This is a genomic window from Cronobacter sp. JZ38, assembly GCF_008932145.1.
In the GTDB taxonomy this organism is placed as follows: domain Bacteria; phylum Pseudomonadota; class Gammaproteobacteria; order Enterobacterales; family Enterobacteriaceae; genus Cronobacter; species Cronobacter muytjensii.
Genome location: NZ_CP017662.1, coordinates 3,963,134 through 3,982,603 on the forward strand (window position 1 = coordinate 3,963,134; position 19,470 = coordinate 3,982,603).

Annotated in this window: 21 protein-coding genes and 3 pseudogenes; 14 read left to right on the top strand and 10 right to left on the bottom strand. The window is 42.6% G+C overall.

Annotated features, from left to right (window positions below; translation table 11 throughout):
- The first annotated feature begins 43 nt into the window (after window positions 1-43).
- On the top strand, window positions 44-1,330 hold the full coding sequence (locus BJP61_RS18650) for a DUF445 domain-containing protein (protein WP_171999004.1): 1,287 nt from the start codon (window positions 44-46) through the stop codon (window positions 1,328-1,330).
- 2 nt (window positions 1,331-1,332) lie between these two features.
- Here BJP61_RS18650 and BJP61_RS18655 read toward each other — a convergent pair whose 3' ends face one another.
- Window positions 1,333-2,244 (bottom strand): restriction endonuclease, encoded by a 912-nt coding sequence (locus tag BJP61_RS18655; RefSeq protein ID WP_171999005.1) that lies wholly within the window; start codon window positions 2,242-2,244, stop codon window positions 1,333-1,335.
- A gap of 183 nt (window positions 2,245-2,427) precedes the next feature.
- On the opposite strand from BJP61_RS18655, the gene BJP61_RS18660 reads away from it, so the two are divergent.
- The 3 genes and pseudogenes from BJP61_RS18660 (at window position 2,428) to BJP61_RS18665 (ending at window position 4,133) form a co-directional block, all read left to right on the top strand.
- Window positions 2,428-2,610 (top strand): hypothetical protein, encoded by a 183-nt coding sequence (locus tag BJP61_RS18660; RefSeq protein WP_171999007.1) that lies wholly within the window; start codon window positions 2,428-2,430, stop codon window positions 2,608-2,610.
- 288 nt (window positions 2,611-2,898) lie between these two features.
- A pseudogene (locus tag BJP61_RS21780) lies at window positions 2,899-2,988 on the top strand (fructose-6-phosphate aldolase); the annotation flags it as partial.
- Window positions 2,989-3,029: 41 nt separating this feature from the next.
- Window positions 3,030-4,133 (top strand): glycerol dehydrogenase, encoded by a 1,104-nt coding sequence (locus tag BJP61_RS18665; RefSeq protein WP_171999009.1) that lies wholly within the window; start codon window positions 3,030-3,032, stop codon window positions 4,131-4,133.
- 110 nt (window positions 4,134-4,243) lie between these two features.
- On the opposite strand, the gene BJP61_RS18670 is transcribed toward BJP61_RS18665, so the two are convergent.
- From BJP61_RS18670 to BJP61_RS18685, 5 genes and pseudogenes are all read right to left on the bottom strand, one after another.
- Window positions 4,244-4,570, bottom strand: coding sequence for a DUF1493 family protein (locus tag BJP61_RS18670; RefSeq protein WP_171999012.1), 327 nt, complete (start codon window positions 4,568-4,570; stop codon window positions 4,244-4,246).
- A pseudogene (locus tag BJP61_RS21830) lies at window positions 4,564-4,731 on the bottom strand (STM2901 family protein); the annotation flags it as partial. The gene BJP61_RS18670 and the pseudogene BJP61_RS21830, both read right to left, overlap by 7 nt.
- Window positions 4,732-4,823: 92 nt before the next feature.
- Window positions 4,824-5,231 carry a putative T6SS immunity periplasmic lipoprotein gene (locus BJP61_RS18675; RefSeq protein WP_255485399.1) on the bottom strand — a complete coding sequence of 136 codons (408 nt, stop codon included), beginning with the start codon at window positions 5,229-5,231 and terminating at the stop codon, window positions 4,824-4,826.
- A 1-nt stretch (window position 5,232) separates the two neighbouring features.
- Window positions 5,233-5,769 carry a type IV secretion protein Rhs gene (locus BJP61_RS18680; RefSeq protein ID WP_171999016.1) on the bottom strand — a complete coding sequence of 179 codons (537 nt, stop codon included), beginning with the start codon at window positions 5,767-5,769 and terminating at the stop codon, window positions 5,233-5,235.
- Window positions 5,770-5,984: 215 nt separating this feature from the next.
- Window positions 5,985-6,299 carry a helix-turn-helix transcriptional regulator gene (locus BJP61_RS18685; protein WP_171999372.1) on the bottom strand — a complete coding sequence of 105 codons (315 nt, stop codon included), beginning with the start codon at window positions 6,297-6,299 and terminating at the stop codon, window positions 5,985-5,987.
- A gap of 454 nt (window positions 6,300-6,753) precedes the next feature.
- Here BJP61_RS18685 and BJP61_RS18690 point away from each other — a divergent pair, with 454 nt between their 5' ends.
- The 4 genes from BJP61_RS18690 to BJP61_RS18705 all read left to right on the top strand — a co-directional run bounded on the left by BJP61_RS18690 (window position 6,754) and on the right by BJP61_RS18705 (window position 8,764).
- Complete coding sequence (locus BJP61_RS18690; RefSeq protein WP_171999018.1) at window positions 6,754-7,077, top strand: NIPSNAP family protein; 324 nt, start codon at window positions 6,754-6,756, stop codon at window positions 7,075-7,077.
- Window positions 7,074-7,931, top strand: a complete 858-nt coding sequence (locus BJP61_RS18695) for a DUF6387 family protein (RefSeq protein WP_171999020.1) — start codon at window positions 7,074-7,076, stop codon at window positions 7,929-7,931. Before BJP61_RS18690 ends, BJP61_RS18695 begins: the two co-directional genes overlap by 4 nt.
- A 161-nt stretch (window positions 7,932-8,092) precedes the next feature.
- Window positions 8,093-8,311 (top strand): AlpA family transcriptional regulator, encoded by a 219-nt coding sequence (locus BJP61_RS18700; protein WP_171999022.1) that lies wholly within the window; start codon window positions 8,093-8,095, stop codon window positions 8,309-8,311.
- A gap of 135 nt (window positions 8,312-8,446) precedes the next feature.
- Complete coding sequence (locus tag BJP61_RS18705; protein ID WP_171999025.1) at window positions 8,447-8,764, top strand: hypothetical protein; 318 nt, start codon at window positions 8,447-8,449, stop codon at window positions 8,762-8,764.
- 173 nt (window positions 8,765-8,937) lie between these two features.
- On the opposite strand, the gene BJP61_RS18710 is transcribed toward BJP61_RS18705, so the two are convergent.
- Window positions 8,938-9,483 carry a replication/maintenance protein RepL gene (locus BJP61_RS18710; RefSeq protein WP_171999027.1) on the bottom strand — a complete coding sequence of 182 codons (546 nt, stop codon included), beginning with the start codon at window positions 9,481-9,483 and terminating at the stop codon, window positions 8,938-8,940.
- A 900-nt stretch (window positions 9,484-10,383) separates the two neighbouring features.
- Here BJP61_RS18710 and BJP61_RS18715 point away from each other — a divergent pair.
- The 5 genes and pseudogenes from BJP61_RS18715 to BJP61_RS21785 form a co-directional block, all read left to right on the top strand.
- Window positions 10,384-10,653, top strand: a complete 270-nt coding sequence (locus BJP61_RS18715; protein WP_171999029.1) for a hypothetical protein — start codon at window positions 10,384-10,386, stop codon at window positions 10,651-10,653.
- A gap of 575 nt (window positions 10,654-11,228) precedes the next feature.
- A complete protein-coding gene (locus tag BJP61_RS18720) occupies window positions 11,229-11,795 on the top strand; it encodes a hypothetical protein (protein WP_171999031.1) in 567 nt (188 codons plus the stop codon).
- Window positions 11,796-11,809: 14 nt separating this feature from the next.
- Window positions 11,810-12,109, top strand: coding sequence for a hypothetical protein (locus BJP61_RS18725; RefSeq protein ID WP_171999033.1), 300 nt, complete (start codon window positions 11,810-11,812; stop codon window positions 12,107-12,109).
- Window positions 12,110-12,112: 3 nt separating this feature from the next.
- Window positions 12,113-12,388 (top strand): hypothetical protein, encoded by a 276-nt coding sequence (locus tag BJP61_RS18730; protein ID WP_171999035.1) that lies wholly within the window; start codon window positions 12,113-12,115, stop codon window positions 12,386-12,388.
- A 105-nt stretch (window positions 12,389-12,493) separates the two neighbouring features.
- Window positions 12,494-12,721: pseudogene (locus BJP61_RS21785) on the top strand (hypothetical protein); the annotation flags it as partial.
- 187 nt (window positions 12,722-12,908) lie between these two features.
- On the opposite strand, the gene BJP61_RS18740 reads toward BJP61_RS21785, so the two are convergent.
- The gene (locus BJP61_RS18740; protein ID WP_171999039.1) at window positions 12,909-13,124 is read right to left on the bottom strand and encodes a hypothetical protein; all 216 of its coding nucleotides are present in this window, start codon (window positions 13,122-13,124) and stop codon (window positions 12,909-12,911) included.
- Window positions 13,125-13,220: 96 nt separating this feature from the next.
- Window positions 13,221-14,741, bottom strand: coding sequence for a MobQ family relaxase (gene mobQ, locus BJP61_RS18745; RefSeq protein WP_171999041.1), 1,521 nt, complete (start codon window positions 14,739-14,741; stop codon window positions 13,221-13,223).
- An 837-nt stretch (window positions 14,742-15,578) separates the two neighbouring features.
- On the opposite strand from mobQ, the gene BJP61_RS18750 reads away from it, so the two are divergent.
- Window positions 15,579-15,890 (top strand): conjugal transfer protein TraD, encoded by a 312-nt coding sequence (locus tag BJP61_RS18750; protein ID WP_116327698.1) that lies wholly within the window; start codon window positions 15,579-15,581, stop codon window positions 15,888-15,890.
- Between the two features lie 610 nt (window positions 15,891-16,500).
- Here BJP61_RS18750 and BJP61_RS18755 read toward each other — a convergent pair.
- The gene (locus BJP61_RS18755) at window positions 16,501-19,461 is read right to left on the bottom strand and encodes a DEAD/DEAH box helicase family protein (protein WP_116327699.1); all 2,961 of its coding nucleotides are present in this window, start codon (window positions 19,459-19,461) and stop codon (window positions 16,501-16,503) included.
- Window positions 19,462-19,470 lie beyond the last annotated feature (9 nt).

Sequence of the window (19,470 nt, forward strand, 5' to 3'; positions counted from 1 at the left end):
AAATCTCCTGTCGCAACATCCTGACGGGTTATATGCTTAACACATGGAAAAATTAGCTGAACTGAAGCGCGCCAAGCGTATTGCGCTCGCGCTGCTGCTGACGGCAGCGGCCACCTTTGTCACCACGCTGTTTCTGCCGCCCGGCTTCTGGGTCAGCGGCGTTAAGGCCATCGCAGAGGCGGCGATGGTCGGCGCGCTGGCGGACTGGTTCGCCGTAGTGGCGCTGTTCCGTCGGGTGCCTATCCCGTTTATCTCGCGCCACACCGCGATTATTCCGCGCAAGAAAGACCGCATCGGCGAAAACCTCGGGCAGTTTGTCCAGGAGAAATTCCTCGATACCGACTCGCTGGTGGCGCTTATCCGTCGCCATGAACCGGCGCAGCTGCTGGGCCAGTGGCTCAGCCAGCCCGCGAACGCGCAGCGCGTGGGCCAGAACCTCGTACAGGTGATGAGCGGTTTTCTGGAGCTGACCGACGATACCCGCATTCAGGGCCTGTTAAAGCGCGCGGTGCATAAAGCGATTGATAAAGTCGACCTCACCCAGACCAGCGCGCTGATGCTGGAGAGCATGACCAAAAACAACCGGCATCAGGTGCTGCTGGACGCGCTCATCGGCAGGCTGATCCGCCTGGTGCAAAAGCAGAGCACGCGCGACTTTATCGCCCGCCAGATTGTCCATTGGTTACAGACCGAACACCCGCGCAAAGCGAAAATCCTGCCGACCGAGTGGCTTGGCGAACACAGCGCCGAACTGGTTTCCAGCGCCGTCAATTCGATGCTCGACGACATCAGCCACGATCAGGCGCACCAGCTACGCCTCGCCTTTGACCGCATCACCGTCGAGTTTATTGAAAAACTGAAAAGCGACCCGGAGATGGCCGCCCGCGCCGATGGCATCAAAGCGTACCTGAAAGAGGACGAGGCGTTTAACCGCTACCTCGCAGAGCTGTGGGGCGACCTGTGCGGCTGGCTGAAAAACGACATGCAGGCCGAAGATTCCCGCACGCGCCAGCGTATCGCCGATGCCGGACAGTGGTTCGGCGAATCGCTGATGAACGACGACGCCCTGCGCGCCTCGTTCAATGAGCATCTCGAGCAGGCCGCCACCAGCGTCGCGCCGGAATTCGCGACATTCCTCACGCGCCATATCAGCGACACAGTGAAGAGCTGGGACGCGCGCGAGATGTCGCAGCAGATAGAGCTCAACATCGGCAAAGATTTACAGTTTATCCGCATCAACGGCACGCTGGTCGGCGGCACCATCGGGCTGGTGCTGTATTTGCTGTCGCAGATACCGGCGCTTCTGAATACATCAAGCTTTTGGCGATAGGTTTATTCGAAATAATCCAGATCCAGTTTGGGTACGCGGAGCCGTTGCGATGATACACCAACTTCATGTTCGATCATCAGATGCACCAGGCGTTCTCCATCGACGAGCACGACACCTTCTACTGACTGGGCAAAATCGCGGGCCTGGGCTGTAAACCCGGAAGTGGTAATAAATACGCCCCGCTTTGCTTTTTGCCCTGCAAGCGCGCCATAAAAAGCCTGTAGTTCAGGGCGACCGACGGTATTTTGCCAGCGCTTGGCCTGAACATAGACTTTTTCCAGCCCCAGTTTATCGAGAGAGATAATACCGTCGATCCCTCCATCCCCTGGGCCACCCACGCGCTGTAAATCATCGCGGTGGCCGCCATAACCCAGGCGATGAAGAACATCCAGAACGATCACTTCAAAACGCGCAGGCGTAACCTGTAAAAGATTTTCTAAAAGCTCATCTGCAACGGCATCACGCAACTCTTTCAAGGCTTGTTCCAGACGATCGTCAGGGCTGCTTTTGGCAAGATCTTCCTGCGCAAGCGGCGCAGGCTTTGGGTCAAGATCAACGGCATCAGGCTGCTTCAGTTTGACGTCCATAAAATCAAAAGCCAGGTGATTGACCTCTGCTTCTGTGAGTGGTTGAGGGTGTGTATTTACCCAGTTAAATCCCTCTGGCGTCAGGCACCATTTGCCTCTGGATAAACTTTGCGATAATCCGGCCCGCTTAAGACGATCATGGGCCCATCCCGCTCTGTTTTTATAAACAAGCTGACCGCTTGTAATCACTTCCGAACGTTGGTTTTCAGTAAGATGCAAGGCATTAGCTGCCGCTTCATGGGCATCACGGGCAGGTACGCCATCAGGATGACCTGCCAGGTAACGTAAAACAGGCTCAATAAATTTATCATAGGTCGGTACCGACATATTATTTACCTGAATATTTAAGTGATTAATTATTTAATTAATGAGAGCATCTTTAATTTCACATTTATTAGATGCTCGTAAAATACTTACTGGCCTCACATATTCTGCCATTTGCTATTGCATGAGACAATAACCAGATGGATTATTTTCATGAGGACTCCCCCTCATAAAAGGAAATTTATAATGGCTAAAAATACTGGAGAAGGACATCGTGAAGGATCAGTTAAGGACCGTACGCAAGTCCAGAACCCACAGAATGGTAACTTTACAAAACGAGACACGGAAACAGGGAAATTTATAGACCAGAAGACGGACGGCACCCCTTTCAAAGGCGTAGCCAAAGAAAAAGATAAGCGGCGTAATTAACAGCTTAATAATGATAAAAGGCCTTAAAGTTCAGGCCTTTTTTTAGAGAATGATTATCTGAAACTTATATAAACATCACCACACTTAAACACATTACCAAAAATATATATTTAACAGGCACTGTAATTCAAAAGAATATAACTAACCTCATTGTTAATCTATTGAATACAACGAACCATTACTACATAAACCAAGATATTTAATGAAATGATCGAACGCCAGAACTGAAGGCGTTTTTGCTTCGATGATCACGGCTTCATTTAACTCATTAAATCACCTGCCCGCAGATGCGACGCTATTGCGCCGCCTTTAGATGTAGCGCAACAAATGCGCACCCACCCGGCGGTAGAGTCAAAGACTGAGAAGTCTGAGCAGGACAAGGAAACACATCCGTTAACTCACTCTGAAGGAGAAATGGTATGGATCGTATTATTCAGTCACCCGGTAAATACATTCAGGGCGCAGGCGTGCTCACCCGCATCGGCGACTATTTAAAACCGCTGGCCGAACGCTGGCTGGTCGTCGGCGATAAATTCGTGCTCGGGTTTGCAGAAGAGACGCTGCGCCAGAGCTTTAAACAGGCCGGACTTAACGTCGAAATCGCACCCTTTGGTAGCGAATGCTCGCAGAATGAAATCGATCGCCTGCGCAAGCTCGCCGACAGCGCCCGCTGTGCCGCCGTGCTCGGCATCGGTGGTGGTAAAACGCTCGATACGGCAAAAGCGCTGGCGCACTTTATGGTGGTGCCGGTCGCTATCGCGCCGACCATCGCCTCTACCGACGCGCCCTGCAGCGCCCTTTCCGTTATCTACACCGACAACGGCGAGTTCGACCGCTACCTGATGCTGCCGCACAACCCCAATATCGTTATCGTCGACACGCAGGTCGTGGCGGGCGCCCCGGCGCGCCTGCTGGCGGCTGGGATTGGCGATGCGCTGGCCACCTGGTTTGAAGCGCGCGCCTGCTCGCGTAGCGGCGCGACCACCATGGCGGGCGGCAAATGCACCCAGGCCGCGCTGGCGCTTGCGGAGCTGTGCTACAACACGCTGCTTGAACAGGGAGAAAAAGCGATGCTGGCGGCTGAGCAGCACGTCGTCACCCCGGCGCTCGAACGCATCATCGAGGCCAACACGTATCTCAGCGGCGTCGGCTTTGAGAGCGGCGGCCTCGCGGCGGCGCATGCCATTCACAATGGGCTTACCGCCATTCCGGACGCGCATCATTACTACCACGGCGAGAAAGTCGCCTTCGGCACGCTCACCCAGCTGGTGCTGGAAAATGCGCCGTTAGAGGAGATTGAAACTGTTGCCGCGCTGTGCCACAGCGTCGGGCTGCCGATTACGCTCGCGCAGCTCGATATTAAAGAGGATGTGCAAACCAAAATGCGTCTGGTGGCGCAGGCGGCGTGCGCGAAGGGCGAAACCATTCACAATATGCCGGGTGAGGTCTCGCCCGATCAGGTCTATGCCGCGCTGCTGGTCGCCGACCAGTACGGCCAGCGCTTTTTGCAGGAGTGGGAGTAAGCGCGGCGACTCGTGTTTTGAAGCGTATTAACTGGGAAATCCCCGCTGCGGCGGGGATTTTTATGGGCGGCTGAGTAAAGGGCTGTTATTAATTGTCCTTATTTCAGCGTTTAGTCATACAACCAGCGACCAGCTCTGGCAGAGGCGATTAACATCCCTATGGTGAAATCGGGCACCGGAATAGGCTCCGGTTTATTAAAAATATTCCATGAGAAAGGCGACTCGGGAAAATAGGTTGTTATCGTAAACCCGGCGCGATCAACGTTAAATGTGGTAAAAAAGGCATCCATTAAATCTTCTATTTCCGCCTCGTCTATTTGCAGATCGGTATCTAAATCCGTTTCCGGCGTTAGCGGAACTTCCTTACCCGTGAAGAGATACGTACCGGCGTAAGGCCGAATAAGGTCGTAGATCTGCTTTTCGAGGTTGTCTACCATATTTTGTCATCTCCTCTGGCGATAGCGTTGTCATCGCGTATCGTACAGAAAATAATTTGTGATACCTCTGCCGACAAAATAATAACACCGGGCAAAGGAATCGTCCGGCCAATTAAAGGCGCGATGTTGCGAACCATCACCCGGCGCGCTGTCCAAGGCGTTAACCACATGAGCATGTTGTTAATCTGGCTGGCATGAAAATAGTCGTGGTGCGAAAAGAAAAACACCGCAGTAAGTGACTCTCAATAGTTAGTCAGCCATTGCGCCTATATGAGGCCAACCTGAAGCTACCATTCTCATTCTGCTCCAGTGAGAAGCTCACAGCATACGTCTTCCCCGGCTCAGTAGCGTTCTTTTCTGTTTGATAAAAAGCCGCATACCTGTTGCCAGGCTTAAACTCAAAACCAAAGGTGGGAAGGCACTCCCCGTGAGCAACGACGGGCTGCTGCGCATAACGACTAAAAGTTTTATATATCTCCTGCCCGGCCCCGTTGCTTATATGTACAGAAAATATTTTTTCACCCGTACCGGCTGGCGTAGTAATACATACCCGATTGCCGAGCAGTCTGACCTGTGCAGGCTCCTCAACAGGGACAGGATCCATTGGGCCTGGGCAGCCACTTAACAGAAATGCCATTGCAACTAACGTATATTTAGTCATCTTATCCGCGTCCATAAATAATTTTCCTATAAAGCATTGGCACATCTTTTAAAAGGTCTACTCCCCTGTAATTCCCTAATCGATTTGGCCCTTGATTATCCCGCCAAACTTTCATTCCGTAGGTTAATAAAAACCAGTAGTCTGCGATTATTGCTGCCTGCTGTTCGAGGGTATAGTCCGTAATTTTCTCTTTATCAAGCCTGTACGTATAATCAGCAGCCCAGCTAAACGACCCGCGCAATCTAACCCATCTGCCGGTCTGGTGCTGCCAGACATGTCCCATCTCGTGAATAAATAAGTGTTTAGAGCCTGGAGTAACCGATATGTCTGAGTAATCGGCTGCATTTTTCTCTTTTCTGAACCACAGCTCACCGTTCGGCGTCATCGCAAACTTGGTACTTTGCAACCCAAAAGGTAAATAACTATCGCAATGAATCCATACCCGGCTATACACAATGCTATGCCCAAACACACGCTTCGCCATCGCAATTTCACCAGGCGTCATCAGCCGTAATGATCCTTCAACATCGTTTTGCATCGTCTTGTCCCTGAAACGCAAATATGATTTTGCTTTTATTATTTATCAGACAAGAGAGAGAAGTAACGGGAGGGATATTAATTCATTCAATAAAGAACCATCGCAAAAAGTCGTAATCCCTTATTAATCAAATGAAAAATTCATTCATTAGATAAAATCTGAAGTTTTCATTTTCGGATAATTAATTAAGGGTTGCTTTAACTCAGCTGAAAAACTTATTTAATATGACTCAGGATGGCATCTTTAACGTCTTGATCAAGCAGCTTCCAGCGAAGCAGCAATTCGGCAAGCTCATTATCTTCAGTGTAAAAGTAAGCCAGTGGAACCGCTAAAGCGTCCGCCAGCTTGCGTGCGATTTCGATACTTGCCTGATGAACGCCCTTTTCGTAGCGGTTGATACGTGCACTCGCGACGAACTCATCTATCCCGGCCAGGATGCCAAGCTTCTTCTGAGAAAGGCCCTTCGCTTCACGCGCCGTTTTAAGGCGCTTGCAAAAGACAGTTGGGGTATTTGGTTGGTGTCTGGAAATTCAACATTTTGTTAAGCCCGGGTTTCAGACACAAAAAAAGCCGCCTCAGTGGGCAGCTTCTTTTTTCGCAACGCTTTATGGTGAAGGCCGGACTCGAACATCGCATTTAACCCTATGTTAAAGAATAATAAAACATAACAGACTATTTTCAGTACCAACAAATATACCAACAGTGCCATTCAGTGATTATTGAACAGCGTGATAAATCATTAGTATACCTACAGCTTAAATCTCTTAGCGAGTTATTGGCAAGAACAACTCTAACATTCCTTTTAAGGAGGCTAAAATAATATTAGATAGAAATGGCGTGTCAATTATGTCCCCTCTTACAAAAAGCGTCGCTTCTGCTACCCCGCATCATAACTAGACTAAAACTCACAGCTCTTCTTCCTTTAACCAACCGAATGCATTAGCGTTATTTAAACAGTTTCTCATGGTCATTGATGGAGAAGGTATGAAGGATAGGATCGTCGAAATACTACAATACACCCTGAAAAAAGATTCTGGTTCTGACTTTCATCAAATCATGCATGAAGTCAGTGTTCCACTTCATACCCGTAACGGTATCGATGTGGTTGCGTACGGAAACTCTCTGCACGATGCTGACAGCTACTACCTCATACGGGCTTTTGAGATTAAAAGCGTTCTTAATGATTTCTATGCGAGTGCGGGTTGGCGCAGCGGCCCACGAGAAGCAATCATCAGTCGAATTGAGGTAAGTCTTAAGTCAGTATTGGTGCTTCCGCAGATTGCTGTGAATGAGTTGAGGAAAAAATGACAAGAACAGAAATAGTAAAGGCAGTGACTAAATGGTTCGACGTTGACAAGTATAATGTGCTGAACGAGCTGACGGTTGAACAGATATACATAGAAGTAGAAAGACGTGTTCTTGCTTACAATCTGCTCACCCAATACGATTCGCTTAAACCTCAACTTAAAGCTCTTGTTGATGATCATGAGCAGAAGGTACAGTCCGGGCAAGTCCTCTTTAAAGAGGACGCTAAAATTGACAAGCCAGAAGAAATCCTTTCATCAAGCTACATAGCAAATCCACTGACTATTGCTGGTGCGAAAGATGTCATTGGGGCTGTTGATATGGTGAATAGACTTATTGGCCCGGAAGAAGAGGTTAAGAGGTCAAGGCAGCTTTCGCAATACCTTAGTCAAGCGGGCATCAGTAAAGATGTCATGTTTGTTGAAATTCATCTCTCAGAGGCTTCTACAGAAGACATCATTGAGCATCTGAAAACGATGATACCGCGATGGAAGAAGGAGCTTAAAGTGAAGCCTCATGAGGAAAGGGGATATCGTTTTGGCGTCGGTTCGATAAAAAGAGTCATGAACTATAACCTCATCCCGATGTTTGATCTCATGTTCTGGGAGAAAAAGACTGGCAATAAGATTGGTATAGCGCTGCTGTCGAGACTGCTTTACCCTCATCTGATTAGTGAAAATAACCGCAGTGAAGGTATGGTCAAAGATACAGATTATCCTTTAGCTGTTGGTTTCCTAACCAACCAAAGCTACATAAAATCGTTAGGTGATTTTATAGTCAAATACGATTCTGACAGCAACTGGAACGTTTGGGATTTCATCAACCACTACTTACCCAAAGACGAAGAAGAAAAGTAAAAAGCAAAAAGCAAAAAGGGGGATCTTCACTTAGACTGAATTTCCCCGAAACTCATCAAAGCTCATTGCAGCTTTAGAATCTCTCTCCTGACCCTCCCTAGTTAGCTCCTAGAAAAAATACGATAATTATTTCCATCGAGAACAACATGAAGGAGATGAATATGAATACGCCTGTAGTATCAACCAGTAAAAGACTCATCCGTTTACCAGAAGTATTAAATCGCACAGGACTTTGTAAGGCGTGGATTTATCGTCTGATTAGTCGTAATGAATTCCCGACACAAGTAAAACTTGGTGCAAGAGCAGTCGCATTTTTAGAGAGTGATATTGATAAGTGGATAGAGGAAAAGATTTATTTATCACATAATGAAATCTCTTAGAGGAAATCTAAATAATATTGTAAGCACAGGAGGATATATGTAAAAAACCACCGTTATTAGTGAATAATACAAGCAATCCCCAAATAATGCATGAAAAATGCAGCTATTTACACAAACAAAATATGAGGATCAAGAATGAACAATCAAGAAAGGAGTTACATTGAAGAAGCATCGACAAATGCTTTTTATTTACTGGCGAGAAATCTCTATGGGACTATACTTGAAATATATAAAGGACTAGAAGATTATGACCTCTTCGCATCTATGATGGTGGATAATGATAAAAGAGAGTCCTATATATTACATATCACGGATTATCTGGCAAATCGCTTCGATGAACAAATGGAAGAGGCCGGTAATGATGAACGATTGACCTATGTAAATATGAATGAGGTCATATCTGACATGAGAGGCATTCACATCGAAATACTAGTTTTCGGTCTTTATTGGTAGTTGATTGTTAGGCTCCGAAAGGAGCCGATACCACAATGAATCAATGGTGTTATTGTTTTAATTTTATATATAATAATGATGTTCGAAAATCCCAACATCAGAAGGTAATTAAATGCCAACCAAAAAAAATGAGTATGTTATCAAAGATGATTTTTATTTATGCTCTTAATTTTTTATCTCTTCTCATTCTTATCTTTCAAATAGTAAGCCTTCATAAAGGTCAGTCTATCACCATTAAACATATAGTCTGGATTGATAAAATAATAATTCTGTATCATTGTCTCTGCGATAAACTTCTTGTCAGCAAGTTCTTTCATACCTTTGAAATATGTTGTTCTTGATATTTTTACGACATCTTGATCAACAATATCGTATGACATCAAAATAGTATCAGTATCCTTATTATCTCTGATAGCAAGATAAAGGATCTTGAAAACTTTTTTACCCGATGAAGACAGTCCTTCAATAGCAGATACTCCATCAACATAAAGTTTCACGAACTGTGTCTTATCAACCTCCATAGCCTGATAGAAACCGCCATTACCAACTTGCTCTCCAGTATTTTCATTAACTAATGCTAATCGATCTTTTCCTGTGGTAATACGTCTGACGCCAGTTTTTGTATGTAGACTTGTATCATTAAGAAATGGGTTTTTAGTATGACGTGGGAGACCTCTTCTTGATTTTTTAACTTCAGACTGTATGTTATTTTCTATCATGGTATTTACCCCTTTATTTTTTTAGTTATACATTTAAGTAAATACTATGTTTTGCGTGCAAGTCAATACTTAAAGTTTATATTTTTTAAAATAACTAACACTTAATGTTTTTACTTATGAAACTTGTAGTGCGACAGCATATATATAAATAATACTTTATCGTTTTTATTCGAGAATAGTTATCAACTTAAGTACCGGGATTCGGGACTTTAACTCCCGGATGTCGGTACTTGGTTTTAAGCTATAGCTGGCCTGAGAGCATTTTTCTTCTTCATTATTCAACTAGCGAAGCTGAGAACAACTATGCAGAGATATTTTAGGGGTGCAGTTTTACTTTTATTGCATTGATCTCTATTTTACAATGAACCTGTTTTATAAGTTGTTATGATTTTTCTGTGTTTTATGTTTTCAGCAAAGTGATTGTTTCAAACAATCACTAAGCGCTGCGTATGTCGTTGTACAGATGATTTTTTTTCCTTTACTTCATAGCGGCTATCGCCGCAATTATTTATGGATAAATCCATCCCTAACAGGGATTAACCCTGTTCCAGCAATGTGATTGTTTTGAACAATCACGAAGTGCTGCTTCTGAAAATATAGTTTCCTATGTATTTTAGAGAAAGTACCATATACCAAAGTAGGAGCGTATGCACATAAACAGGATTTGTGCGTGTCAATATTAAAGTAATGGAAAACACGTTTACTATTAAATTCTATTTTAAATTAGCGTCAGGGCGTAGCCGTGCGGAAGCACATGAGCGTTAGCTCATAAGATAAATATATGTTCAAAAAAATAATGACAAAGAAGTAATCCATGCTGCGTATTGTGAGTTAAATTTGATTTAACTCATGGGAAAATGATATTTAATTACATAACAAACAAAATAAGGAAAGCATGTAGTGAAAAACATAAAAACAATAAGTATCTTCAAATCAAATGAAAACATCCCCTTTATGACGTGTATCGTAAAAGATATTGAGGAAAATAAAAATGGAATAAAACTTACACTAGAAAACGGCGAAAACATCAATATTAAAGATTACGGTTATTTCTTCTTGTCAGAGGCAAAAGGCGATTTGGACAGGGAGCGAATGGTAAGCAGCTACAGGAGGTTGATTTCTGAACTCAGTCAGATCAGTGAAGAAACCGTAAAATCATTAATGCTCTAACCTGAACATCGCAGTGCTGCTGTTACAATTTTAACCTCATGAAAAATATTACTTTTTAAGTAAAGCTAGAAATTGGTAAGTGATAAAACTAGTGCGTTCATCACCGAACATCATGGGGCATAAGCTATGTCATTTCAGCTTAGGTCAAGTCTGTGACACTGTTCCTTGCTTCAGACCTCTGTAGACAGGTTTCGCTCCTCCTATAAAAGCAGCAGAAAAAATCATGTGTGCGCTTTATTTCTTATCCCTCGAACATTTAGCTAAAGCACATCAACTGTGGCGATTTGTAGCTATCAATACCGCTTTTAATTGATATTAAAGATCGATAAATAAATATTGATAGGTTTAATCGATTGAAAACCGTTTATCGATCGGTTATTTAATTGCTTTAATCGATCGATTAATCACTTATGATAGACTAAAACTATCAATTGCTTTTCATCGATCGATTTAAACGATATGACGATCACTTAAAATAATTCAATTCTATCAATTGATTAGATGATAACTCCTGATCTCTCGGTGAGAGCGCCGGGATTGGGGTATACGAATCTGACTAAACCCTTGAGGAATAAATGAAAGGACATAACTTCTTACCACTGGCGGTCTCTCTGATGTTTCTTTCTGGCTGCCAGCAGCTCAACGATGGCGTGAATACAGTTAATGGAGCAATCAGTTCTTCGTTGTCTTCAGTAGGTAAAGTGCTGGGGGGAACTGCCACCACTCAAAACCTTGGTCCGGTATCGTCTGTATCTGGCCTTGGTGCTGTCTGTAAAGACTATGAAGAAAATGCAATGGCAGCAGAAAAGAAATGGACAGGCAAAAGGATCGCTATCACCAATGCCACTGTTCTGGAAGTTACGAAGGGCAGAAGTGCCAGCGATATGATGACGGGAATGCCCAAATCTAACCCTAACTATTATCTGCTCTTTAAAACAGCTGATACAAACTACTGCGGCGGGATGGTCTGGCTGGATTACTACTCTGGTATCGATGATGCAGTTCTTACCTATAAGAAAGGCCAGAAAGTCAGCGTCACCGGAACTGTAAACAATTTCGAAGTCCGTGGATTCGCTACCGTCAACAACGCCGATATGCCAGTTCGTCTGATTGTGTTGAGCAATGGCACCATCAATCATTAAAAGGGGTAAAAACAATGCGTAAAATTTTAGGCAAATTTTTAGTCGTTGCGGGTCTTGCTGCACTGTTATCCGGCTGCGGGGATGATGGTATTTATGGCAGATATGAAAACCCTCAATATGGGGTACGACTTGATATTCAGAAAGATGTGATCAAGTTCCGGGATGGCGTTTTTACGGTAAAAAGCTGGGATGAGAGTCAAAAGCCAATATATATTGCCAAAACGCAAAACAAAGATCTCGGCTCTTGGACTTTTAAAATCGAAAAAGTCAAGGACGGCGTTGTTTATCAAGGTGCGGTTTTTAAAAAGGATTGAGTGATGGAAAATAACACAATTAAATGCCCGTTCTGCTTAAAGGAAAGTCAGAGAGGGGTTCATGTCTGCACAGGATGTATGGCGACTGCTTTGTATGGGGCCTACCCCGGCTGGTATACTTTCGTGATTATAGTATTGTCCTTCGGCCTGTCTGTACTAATCGGAATGTCTACAGGAATGGCGGGAGCGACGATAAGCCTACCAATCATTGCGGCTGTTGGGTTTATAGCTGGTAAGGTTATATTCTGTGATAATGTAGTGTTCAGGCGAAAAATGTAATATAAAATTTAAACCATGTCTTTTTTGAAAAGGCATGGTTAAATTCTCAGCTTTTCATTTGACATTAGATTTTATTTTGCTAATTAATAATAAAAAGGAGAGAGAATGAAGTTTTTGATAAAATTGAATAATGACTGGCCAGAACATGCGAGTGGGAATACTGTCCTTGATGAGTGGGTTCATAAGATTCCTTGGTCCGGTATTGAGTGTTTTCTATTATGTGAAGATGGTAATATTTATCAGTCATATATAAAAATGCCTTTTCCTGTCGAGATAAAAGAATTTCAACTTTTCAGACATAAACATATAGACGAAGCTACATTTATTCTTGAGCCGACAAATGCATGGCCTGATAGTGTTAATATAAGGAAAGGGTTTATATCAAGAAAAGATAAAAAGCATTTTTACAATAAAAAAGAAAACGGTTGTTGGTATGTATCACCTGAAGGGAATGACGCGGTAATTATCTTTGATGCCCCTGAGATTCAGGAGCATAAAAACAGATATAACGAGATGCCAATTATCTTATGCGAGGTCTTGAAGTAGACTTTAATTTTTCTTCAAGCTCGTTTTTTTTTAGCTGGGCTTCTTCTAAAGAACCATAAACCCCAACAACTTGCTGAGAAAAAATATCGAATACAATATAAAGATTTATTTCCTGAGTGATTTCCTCACCTTCACCGACTCTGTAAGTAAGTGTGGTGCTATGTGGCGTAATCAAGAAACGGTCTGTCATTTTTAAACCCTCTGATTTCATATAAGACAAGGATTATGTCAGGGGGGCATCTTTTTTTCAAGTTTAATGCACGAGACCTGTGCGGTAAAAACTTTATCATTTTGGCGGGAAACCCGGCGGTCTTAATTTTTGCCCGCTGCGCTTACCAGATGAGAGTGTAGGTATGTACTCCGTTTTGTTACTGGGCTGTTCAGATTGTTTTACACGACTTGGAAAACGATTAATTTCACTTGCCGCTGGTTTAGGGGCATAGATCTCAGTTTGATGTTGTTTTTCATCATTATTGAATTTATCACGTTGTTCATATTCATTACGTGAAATATGACAACCTAATACCTCATCAAATACGTAGTTTTCAGCAATACGTTTATCATGCTCTTCACTGATGATATCAACTTTGGATTTTTCTGTTTTAGCCCATATGAATTTATCCCTGATAAAATAAACTAATAGGGTAGTGAAACGCTTAAAAATATTATCCTTAAGTGGACTGATTTGTTTTCTCTTAACACGTTCAGGGGCGCTTCTGGATGCCCTGTTTGGGGTTTGAGAGATGGATGTTTGCAGAATAGTATTTGTTCCAGAATCAGAAATACTGACCGATGGTTTTTTACCAGCAACAACCTTACTGACTTTGGATTTATCACGATAGGATTTAACACCTCTGATGCGGGTATGAGGAGCAGGCGCTACCAGCACAGGTCTATGCTTTTCATTGGTAGAAGAGCCGGAGCGCGTTTCTGGTAATACAATTTCTTCTGGTTCAGCAAGATGTGTAATCGTAAAGCTTCTAACATCAACGATGATATCAAGGGGAAGCTCTTTAAATGTTTTATAAACCTCAACCGCTTCTTGCTTGGCAGTATCACGAACAGCCTGTTCTGCGGCTCTTTGCTCTTGAGCTGCTTTACTACGCCATTTGGCACTGTGGATACGCTTCATTGGAGGACGGTTTGTTTCAGCGGCTTTGGCAAGCCATAGTGCTTTTTCTTCATTATCCAGAGCAACCGCCGCTTTTTCTAATGCCTCTTCATGCTGGACCTGAAGGGAACGATGATCAATACGTTCTGACGAACCAGCAGCAGCAAGGAAGCTGTTCGCCATCGATGCCCATGACTCACGCCAAAGGACGGACATTTTTCTGCAATTCCAGCTTCTTTCTTTTTTACCAAAACCTTCTGGGCCTATGGTTTTTAATGTCAACATAACGTGAGCATGAGGATTATCGCTATCAAGATCATGCAAAGCGATATCGGCAATCATACCTTTATCAACGAAGTTTTTCTGGCAATACTCAAGAACAAGTTTTTTCTTGTCGTCATTATTTAACTCGGCAGGAATGGCGACATCGAAATAACGAGCTGTTTGTCCGTTGCTCTGGCGCTCAACTCTTTCAACTTCATTCCACAATGCTGTAGAATCTTTTACGATATGTTCTAGCGCATTAACTGGTGCTAATATGAAATGCCCGTATAAATCGGTACGGCGGCTATAATCATAGGTATCCCCCGTTCTTTCATCTGTAATTTTGCAACGAGCATGGTAAGCAGCTTTCGCAACGGAAGATCTGCCCTCACTTCGTTTCACAATTTTAAAATCAAGATGAAAAATAGCCATAAAATAAATATAACCTCAATATAAATTTAAATATCAAACCAAAATATGAATCTCCAATGCGACTATGCTGGTTTTAGTTTTTCGTAAGAAAAACTCTGATGTTGACGTTGACCTTGTTTCCGGAGGAAACGGTGTTAGCCTGCGGCAGGCAACCGTCGGTAGACCCCACACGCTCACGAAGTGAGTGTATAGGTGGGCATTGCTTTATTTTTATATCTCCTAAAGGAGCTAAAAATAACGACAATGTTTTAAGTTTTTCTATAGTTAAATAATAACTCTAGTTTTACAGACTGTGAAATTAAAAAGGTAGGAATCGGATAAACGGTTGAGGTAGGATAATAATATTGGATGCTGGTGTTTAGAAAACGCCCGTAAGGGCAAAAGTAGTTAAATTAGTCTCCCGCCGTAAGGCGGGAAAACAGAATTTAAGATAAATAGTGAAAATTATAAATACTTTTATGTGTTGCACAATTCACAGGTTAAGACCAGAAATCAGAGTCAAAAAGCAAGAGGTAAAATTGTTTTCATTGATTTAATAAAATAAGTAACGCGGAGAGTATCAGGTAATTAATGTTAGTGACTGCATTCGTATGTGTTGCATGTTTTTATTTTGAGCTTACTGAATTTATATTTTTAAAAACAAAACATCATTTTTCGGGATGAATACTATCATTAACAGGGATGAACCCTGTTCCAGCAATGTGATTGTTTTGAACAATCATCTCGCGCTGCGTTATTTAATCTGGAATAAAAAGCATTCAACCTTCTGCCTATGGTTTGACCTTTTCCTTTTTTAATTGTATTCCATGTTTTTGACAACTAAAAGGAAAAGTAATTATGAATACGGATGATAAAGGTAGAAAGCCGAGATCAGAAAAAACCATTAAGCAAAAAATAGCATCAGCTCAAATGCGTCTGAATCGCCTTAAGAGTAAAGAAAAATCTCTATCCAAGAGCGCAGAGACACGCTTAAAGATCATTTTGGGTGCAGAAGTGGCTAAAGCTGTTGGCTGCAAAGTAGAAGAAGTGGATAAAGAGTTAATATTAGGATTGATATTACAATCCTCGAATATTAGCATTGAAGATAAAGCAAGGTTAAAATTAAGAGGAAAAAGATTTCTTGAGGATATGGTTGGGAGGCAGAAATGAAGTGTCTATAGCCGTGTGAAACCTCTATATAATTTGATGCGTTAGCTTGACAAGTAAAATCTTATGATTTATTTAAATGGTAGGTGTTTTATTCTATGTTGATGTTCCGAGCGCCCCAATAAGCTGTGAGCCGAGCGATCCAGAGTGAATAGGATAGAAATAAAAATGCTATTATCTATCTCTGGCTCTTTTATAGGAAACAGCAACGGGGAAAGGAGTGTCAACTAATAGCAGCCTATACAAATGCTCTCTGGTTGTTATATACCATATATTGACATTCAGTAATATACCATGAGATATAAAAAAGATAAGATATTAGGAACTTGGTTTGATCCTATAATTATGGAGGATTAAATTTATTTGTGATTGGTGATAGCAAATATATTTTAATAAATATTAAAATATATTTGACAATCTGCATTTAATGTTGTAATTAATAAGGGTTCCTTAAGAACATTCACTTCATGAAGTGTCTGATTGCCCCATATATGGGGAGTAGTTTACAGCCCAATGGGCTGATTTATTTGCCCCAAGTGTGGGGATATGTATTCTCTCCAATGGAGAGTTCCCTTCAAGGGAAAAGGAAAGGGCCTTACGGCCCTTTTCCATTTTATATACTGTTTAACACATCATTTATGTTTGTAGAGCGCATATATCTCGCAGGATTACTCATCTGATCTTTGAGTGAGATAAAATGAGCATTACCACAAGTAATTTTCGCATCTTCTTCATTACCAAGACCAATGTGTTTACTTTTTGTTTCTACAACAAAGTAAATATGTTCTTCACCATTGTCTTCAATAACTAAGGCCCAGTCAGGATTGTAAGTTCCCAGTGGAGTCGGAATTTTAAACCAACCGGGAAGCTTCACATAAAGCTTAACTTCATCCTGTTCTTCGAGTTCCTGAGCGAAACGGCTTTCGACTTCAGAATCTTTAGGAACGTATTCGTAAACTGACTTAGACGAGGTTTCAAAAAGATTACGGGCATATCCTGTTAGCTCTTTATCCATAAAGAGACTTTGCGCATACACCTCTCCTTTTAGTGGATAATATTTAATACCATCAACAATTGATAGGCGTTTGCAGTAGTTGATTCGGCCTATAGCTTCACTGATAAACTGCTGTGGATTTTTAGCAAAATCAGCGAGTCTTCCACTCTCTTTCAGGATGGTGCTTAAACTGCGTCTTGTCAGTCCTGTTTTTTCCTGTAGAACACCAAGAATATCTGGCAATGGCTGCTCTGCAACATCAATTACAGTGCTTGTTGTCCCATTAGACAGAGCTTTAACATCAAGGCCAGATTGACTTTGTTTGATTGTTGCTTTGCTGAAACTGACCATTGCTTTTGCTACAGGCTGCATTTCAGAAAGTGATTTCGTACAGGATTTAATCAATTCTTCTTCATCAAATGCTAGTCGGTACAGCGTTTTTTGACAAATGCGCTGCCATAACGCTTCGAATTCCGGGCTGTTTAAGACTTCTTTCCGGTATTTGATTGTTTTACGCTCATCAGCATTGTTTATATTGAGTCGCCCTGCTGATTTACGCAGGATAGTTTCAATTTGTTCCTGTAGTGAGGCATACTTCTCACTAACAACAAAAGTGTCTTCGAATAACACGTTTTTCAGGGCTTTTGTGATTTTCCCCGATTTTTCCAGATATCCTTCGGTCTGTAGTTCAGCCCAAATCTCATGTGAACCGGCGATACCCACAGCTTGTGAGGAATCAGAGAAGATCAGATGGGCAAACGCATCTTTTTCGATGATACCAAAACGGATGCCTGTTTCGTTCTCAATTTCGCTCTGTAGTCGTTCGGCATAGGCTTCATAATTTTCACTGGCAACGACAGTCAGAATGTTAATGCTGTCATCACGAACACGTTCACCCTCTTGGTTAACACACAGGCGAAGACCACGCCCTAATGTTTGACGACGTTCTCGTTCACTTCCCATCTCTCGAAGGCTACAGATCTGGAATACATTGGGGTTATCCCAGCCTTCTTTCAAAGCAGAGTGTGAAAAAATAAACCTCACCGGATTCGAGAAACTCAAAAGCTTCTCTTTATTTTTCATGATGAGGTTATAACCGCGTTCCGCATTTTCGCGGCCTGCATTATTGCTTTCGGTTGTTTCAGCCCATCCACCTTTTTTATCAATGGAGAAATAACCATCATGAACGTCTTTAGCATGTTCTGGATGAGAAGGGAGCAAATCTTTATATGCGGGGCTTTTGATCGCTTTTAGATATTCTTCTTCAAAGATACGAGCATATTCACCCGGTTCACGAAGTCCTTCTTCATTAGTCTGGCGATAGAAATCAACCTTATCAATGAAGAACAGGGTGAGAACCTTGATTTGCTGGGAATTCAGGCGAAGTTCTTTATCAAGATGTTCACGAATTGTACGCCTAATCATATGACGCTGGATGAGCATCGGGTCAATATCACCCACGACATCACCCACTTGCATATAGTAGGTATTAGAAGGCGTCTCCAGTGTCAGATAGCCTTCTTTGCCCGTGCGGATCTCACTTATCCTGTATCCCTGATAAATATCACGCCCCGTTTCGTCATCAAGTGTCATACCGTCATGCACGGTAATTTCAGAACGATTTACGCCCCCTTTTTTATCGGCTATATCAACAATAACAGTCGCGCTAATGCTATTCTTCTTACTGTTAATACTGACCAGTTTTACATAGGGGCTATTGCTTGCATTTTGGACTTCAAGCCCGGCAACTTCGATTTGTTTCACCAGTTTCTGATTGTAAGCATCAATGGCATCGAGGCGATACACCATATGATGTTTATGCACATGTGTCGCTGAATAGCGTAAGGTAAACATTGGGTGCATAGCATCAAGTGCGGTTTTACCTGCACCATTTAAGCCACCATCAACACTTTGCGGTTCATCGACAATAATAATTGGACGCGTAGCACGTATCAGATCAATTGGCTTATCCAGATCGTCAACGGTTGTTTTTTCACTGGACTGATAGAGCTTATTAACGTCTTTTTTGTTAATCGCACCAACTGTCATTACCATGATCTGCATAACAGAGCTGGTTGCAAAATTTCGCACATCCGCAGGTTTTGACGAGTCATACAGATAGTATTGGTATGGAACTCCCGCATAAAGGCTTTTGAAATGTTCCTCAGTAATTTGTAGTGTTTTATAAACACCTTCCTTGATGGCAACGGAAGGAACTACGATGATAAATTTGCTCATGCCATATCGTTTATTCAACTCAAGCATGGTGCGAAGATAAACATACGTCTTACCTGTCCCTGTTTCCATCTCGACAGTAAAGTCATGGCTGTCGAGCACAGGTGAGGGAGGAAGCTGATTCTTCAATTGAACATTGTTTAAGTTTTTTAGCAGAACATCATCTTCGGGTATCTGTGGGTTTACAGGCATTGAACCTGTTGCGCCTTCAAATGAGAGTGCACCCTGAGCTGGGGCCAGCACAGTCATTTCGCTTTCCCATTTCTCTTGCCCTTCAAACAAATCACAGACCGATGTTATGGCGTTTTGCTGATAGGTAAGGTCAGATTCAAAATGTAGTTTCATCTCATTCCC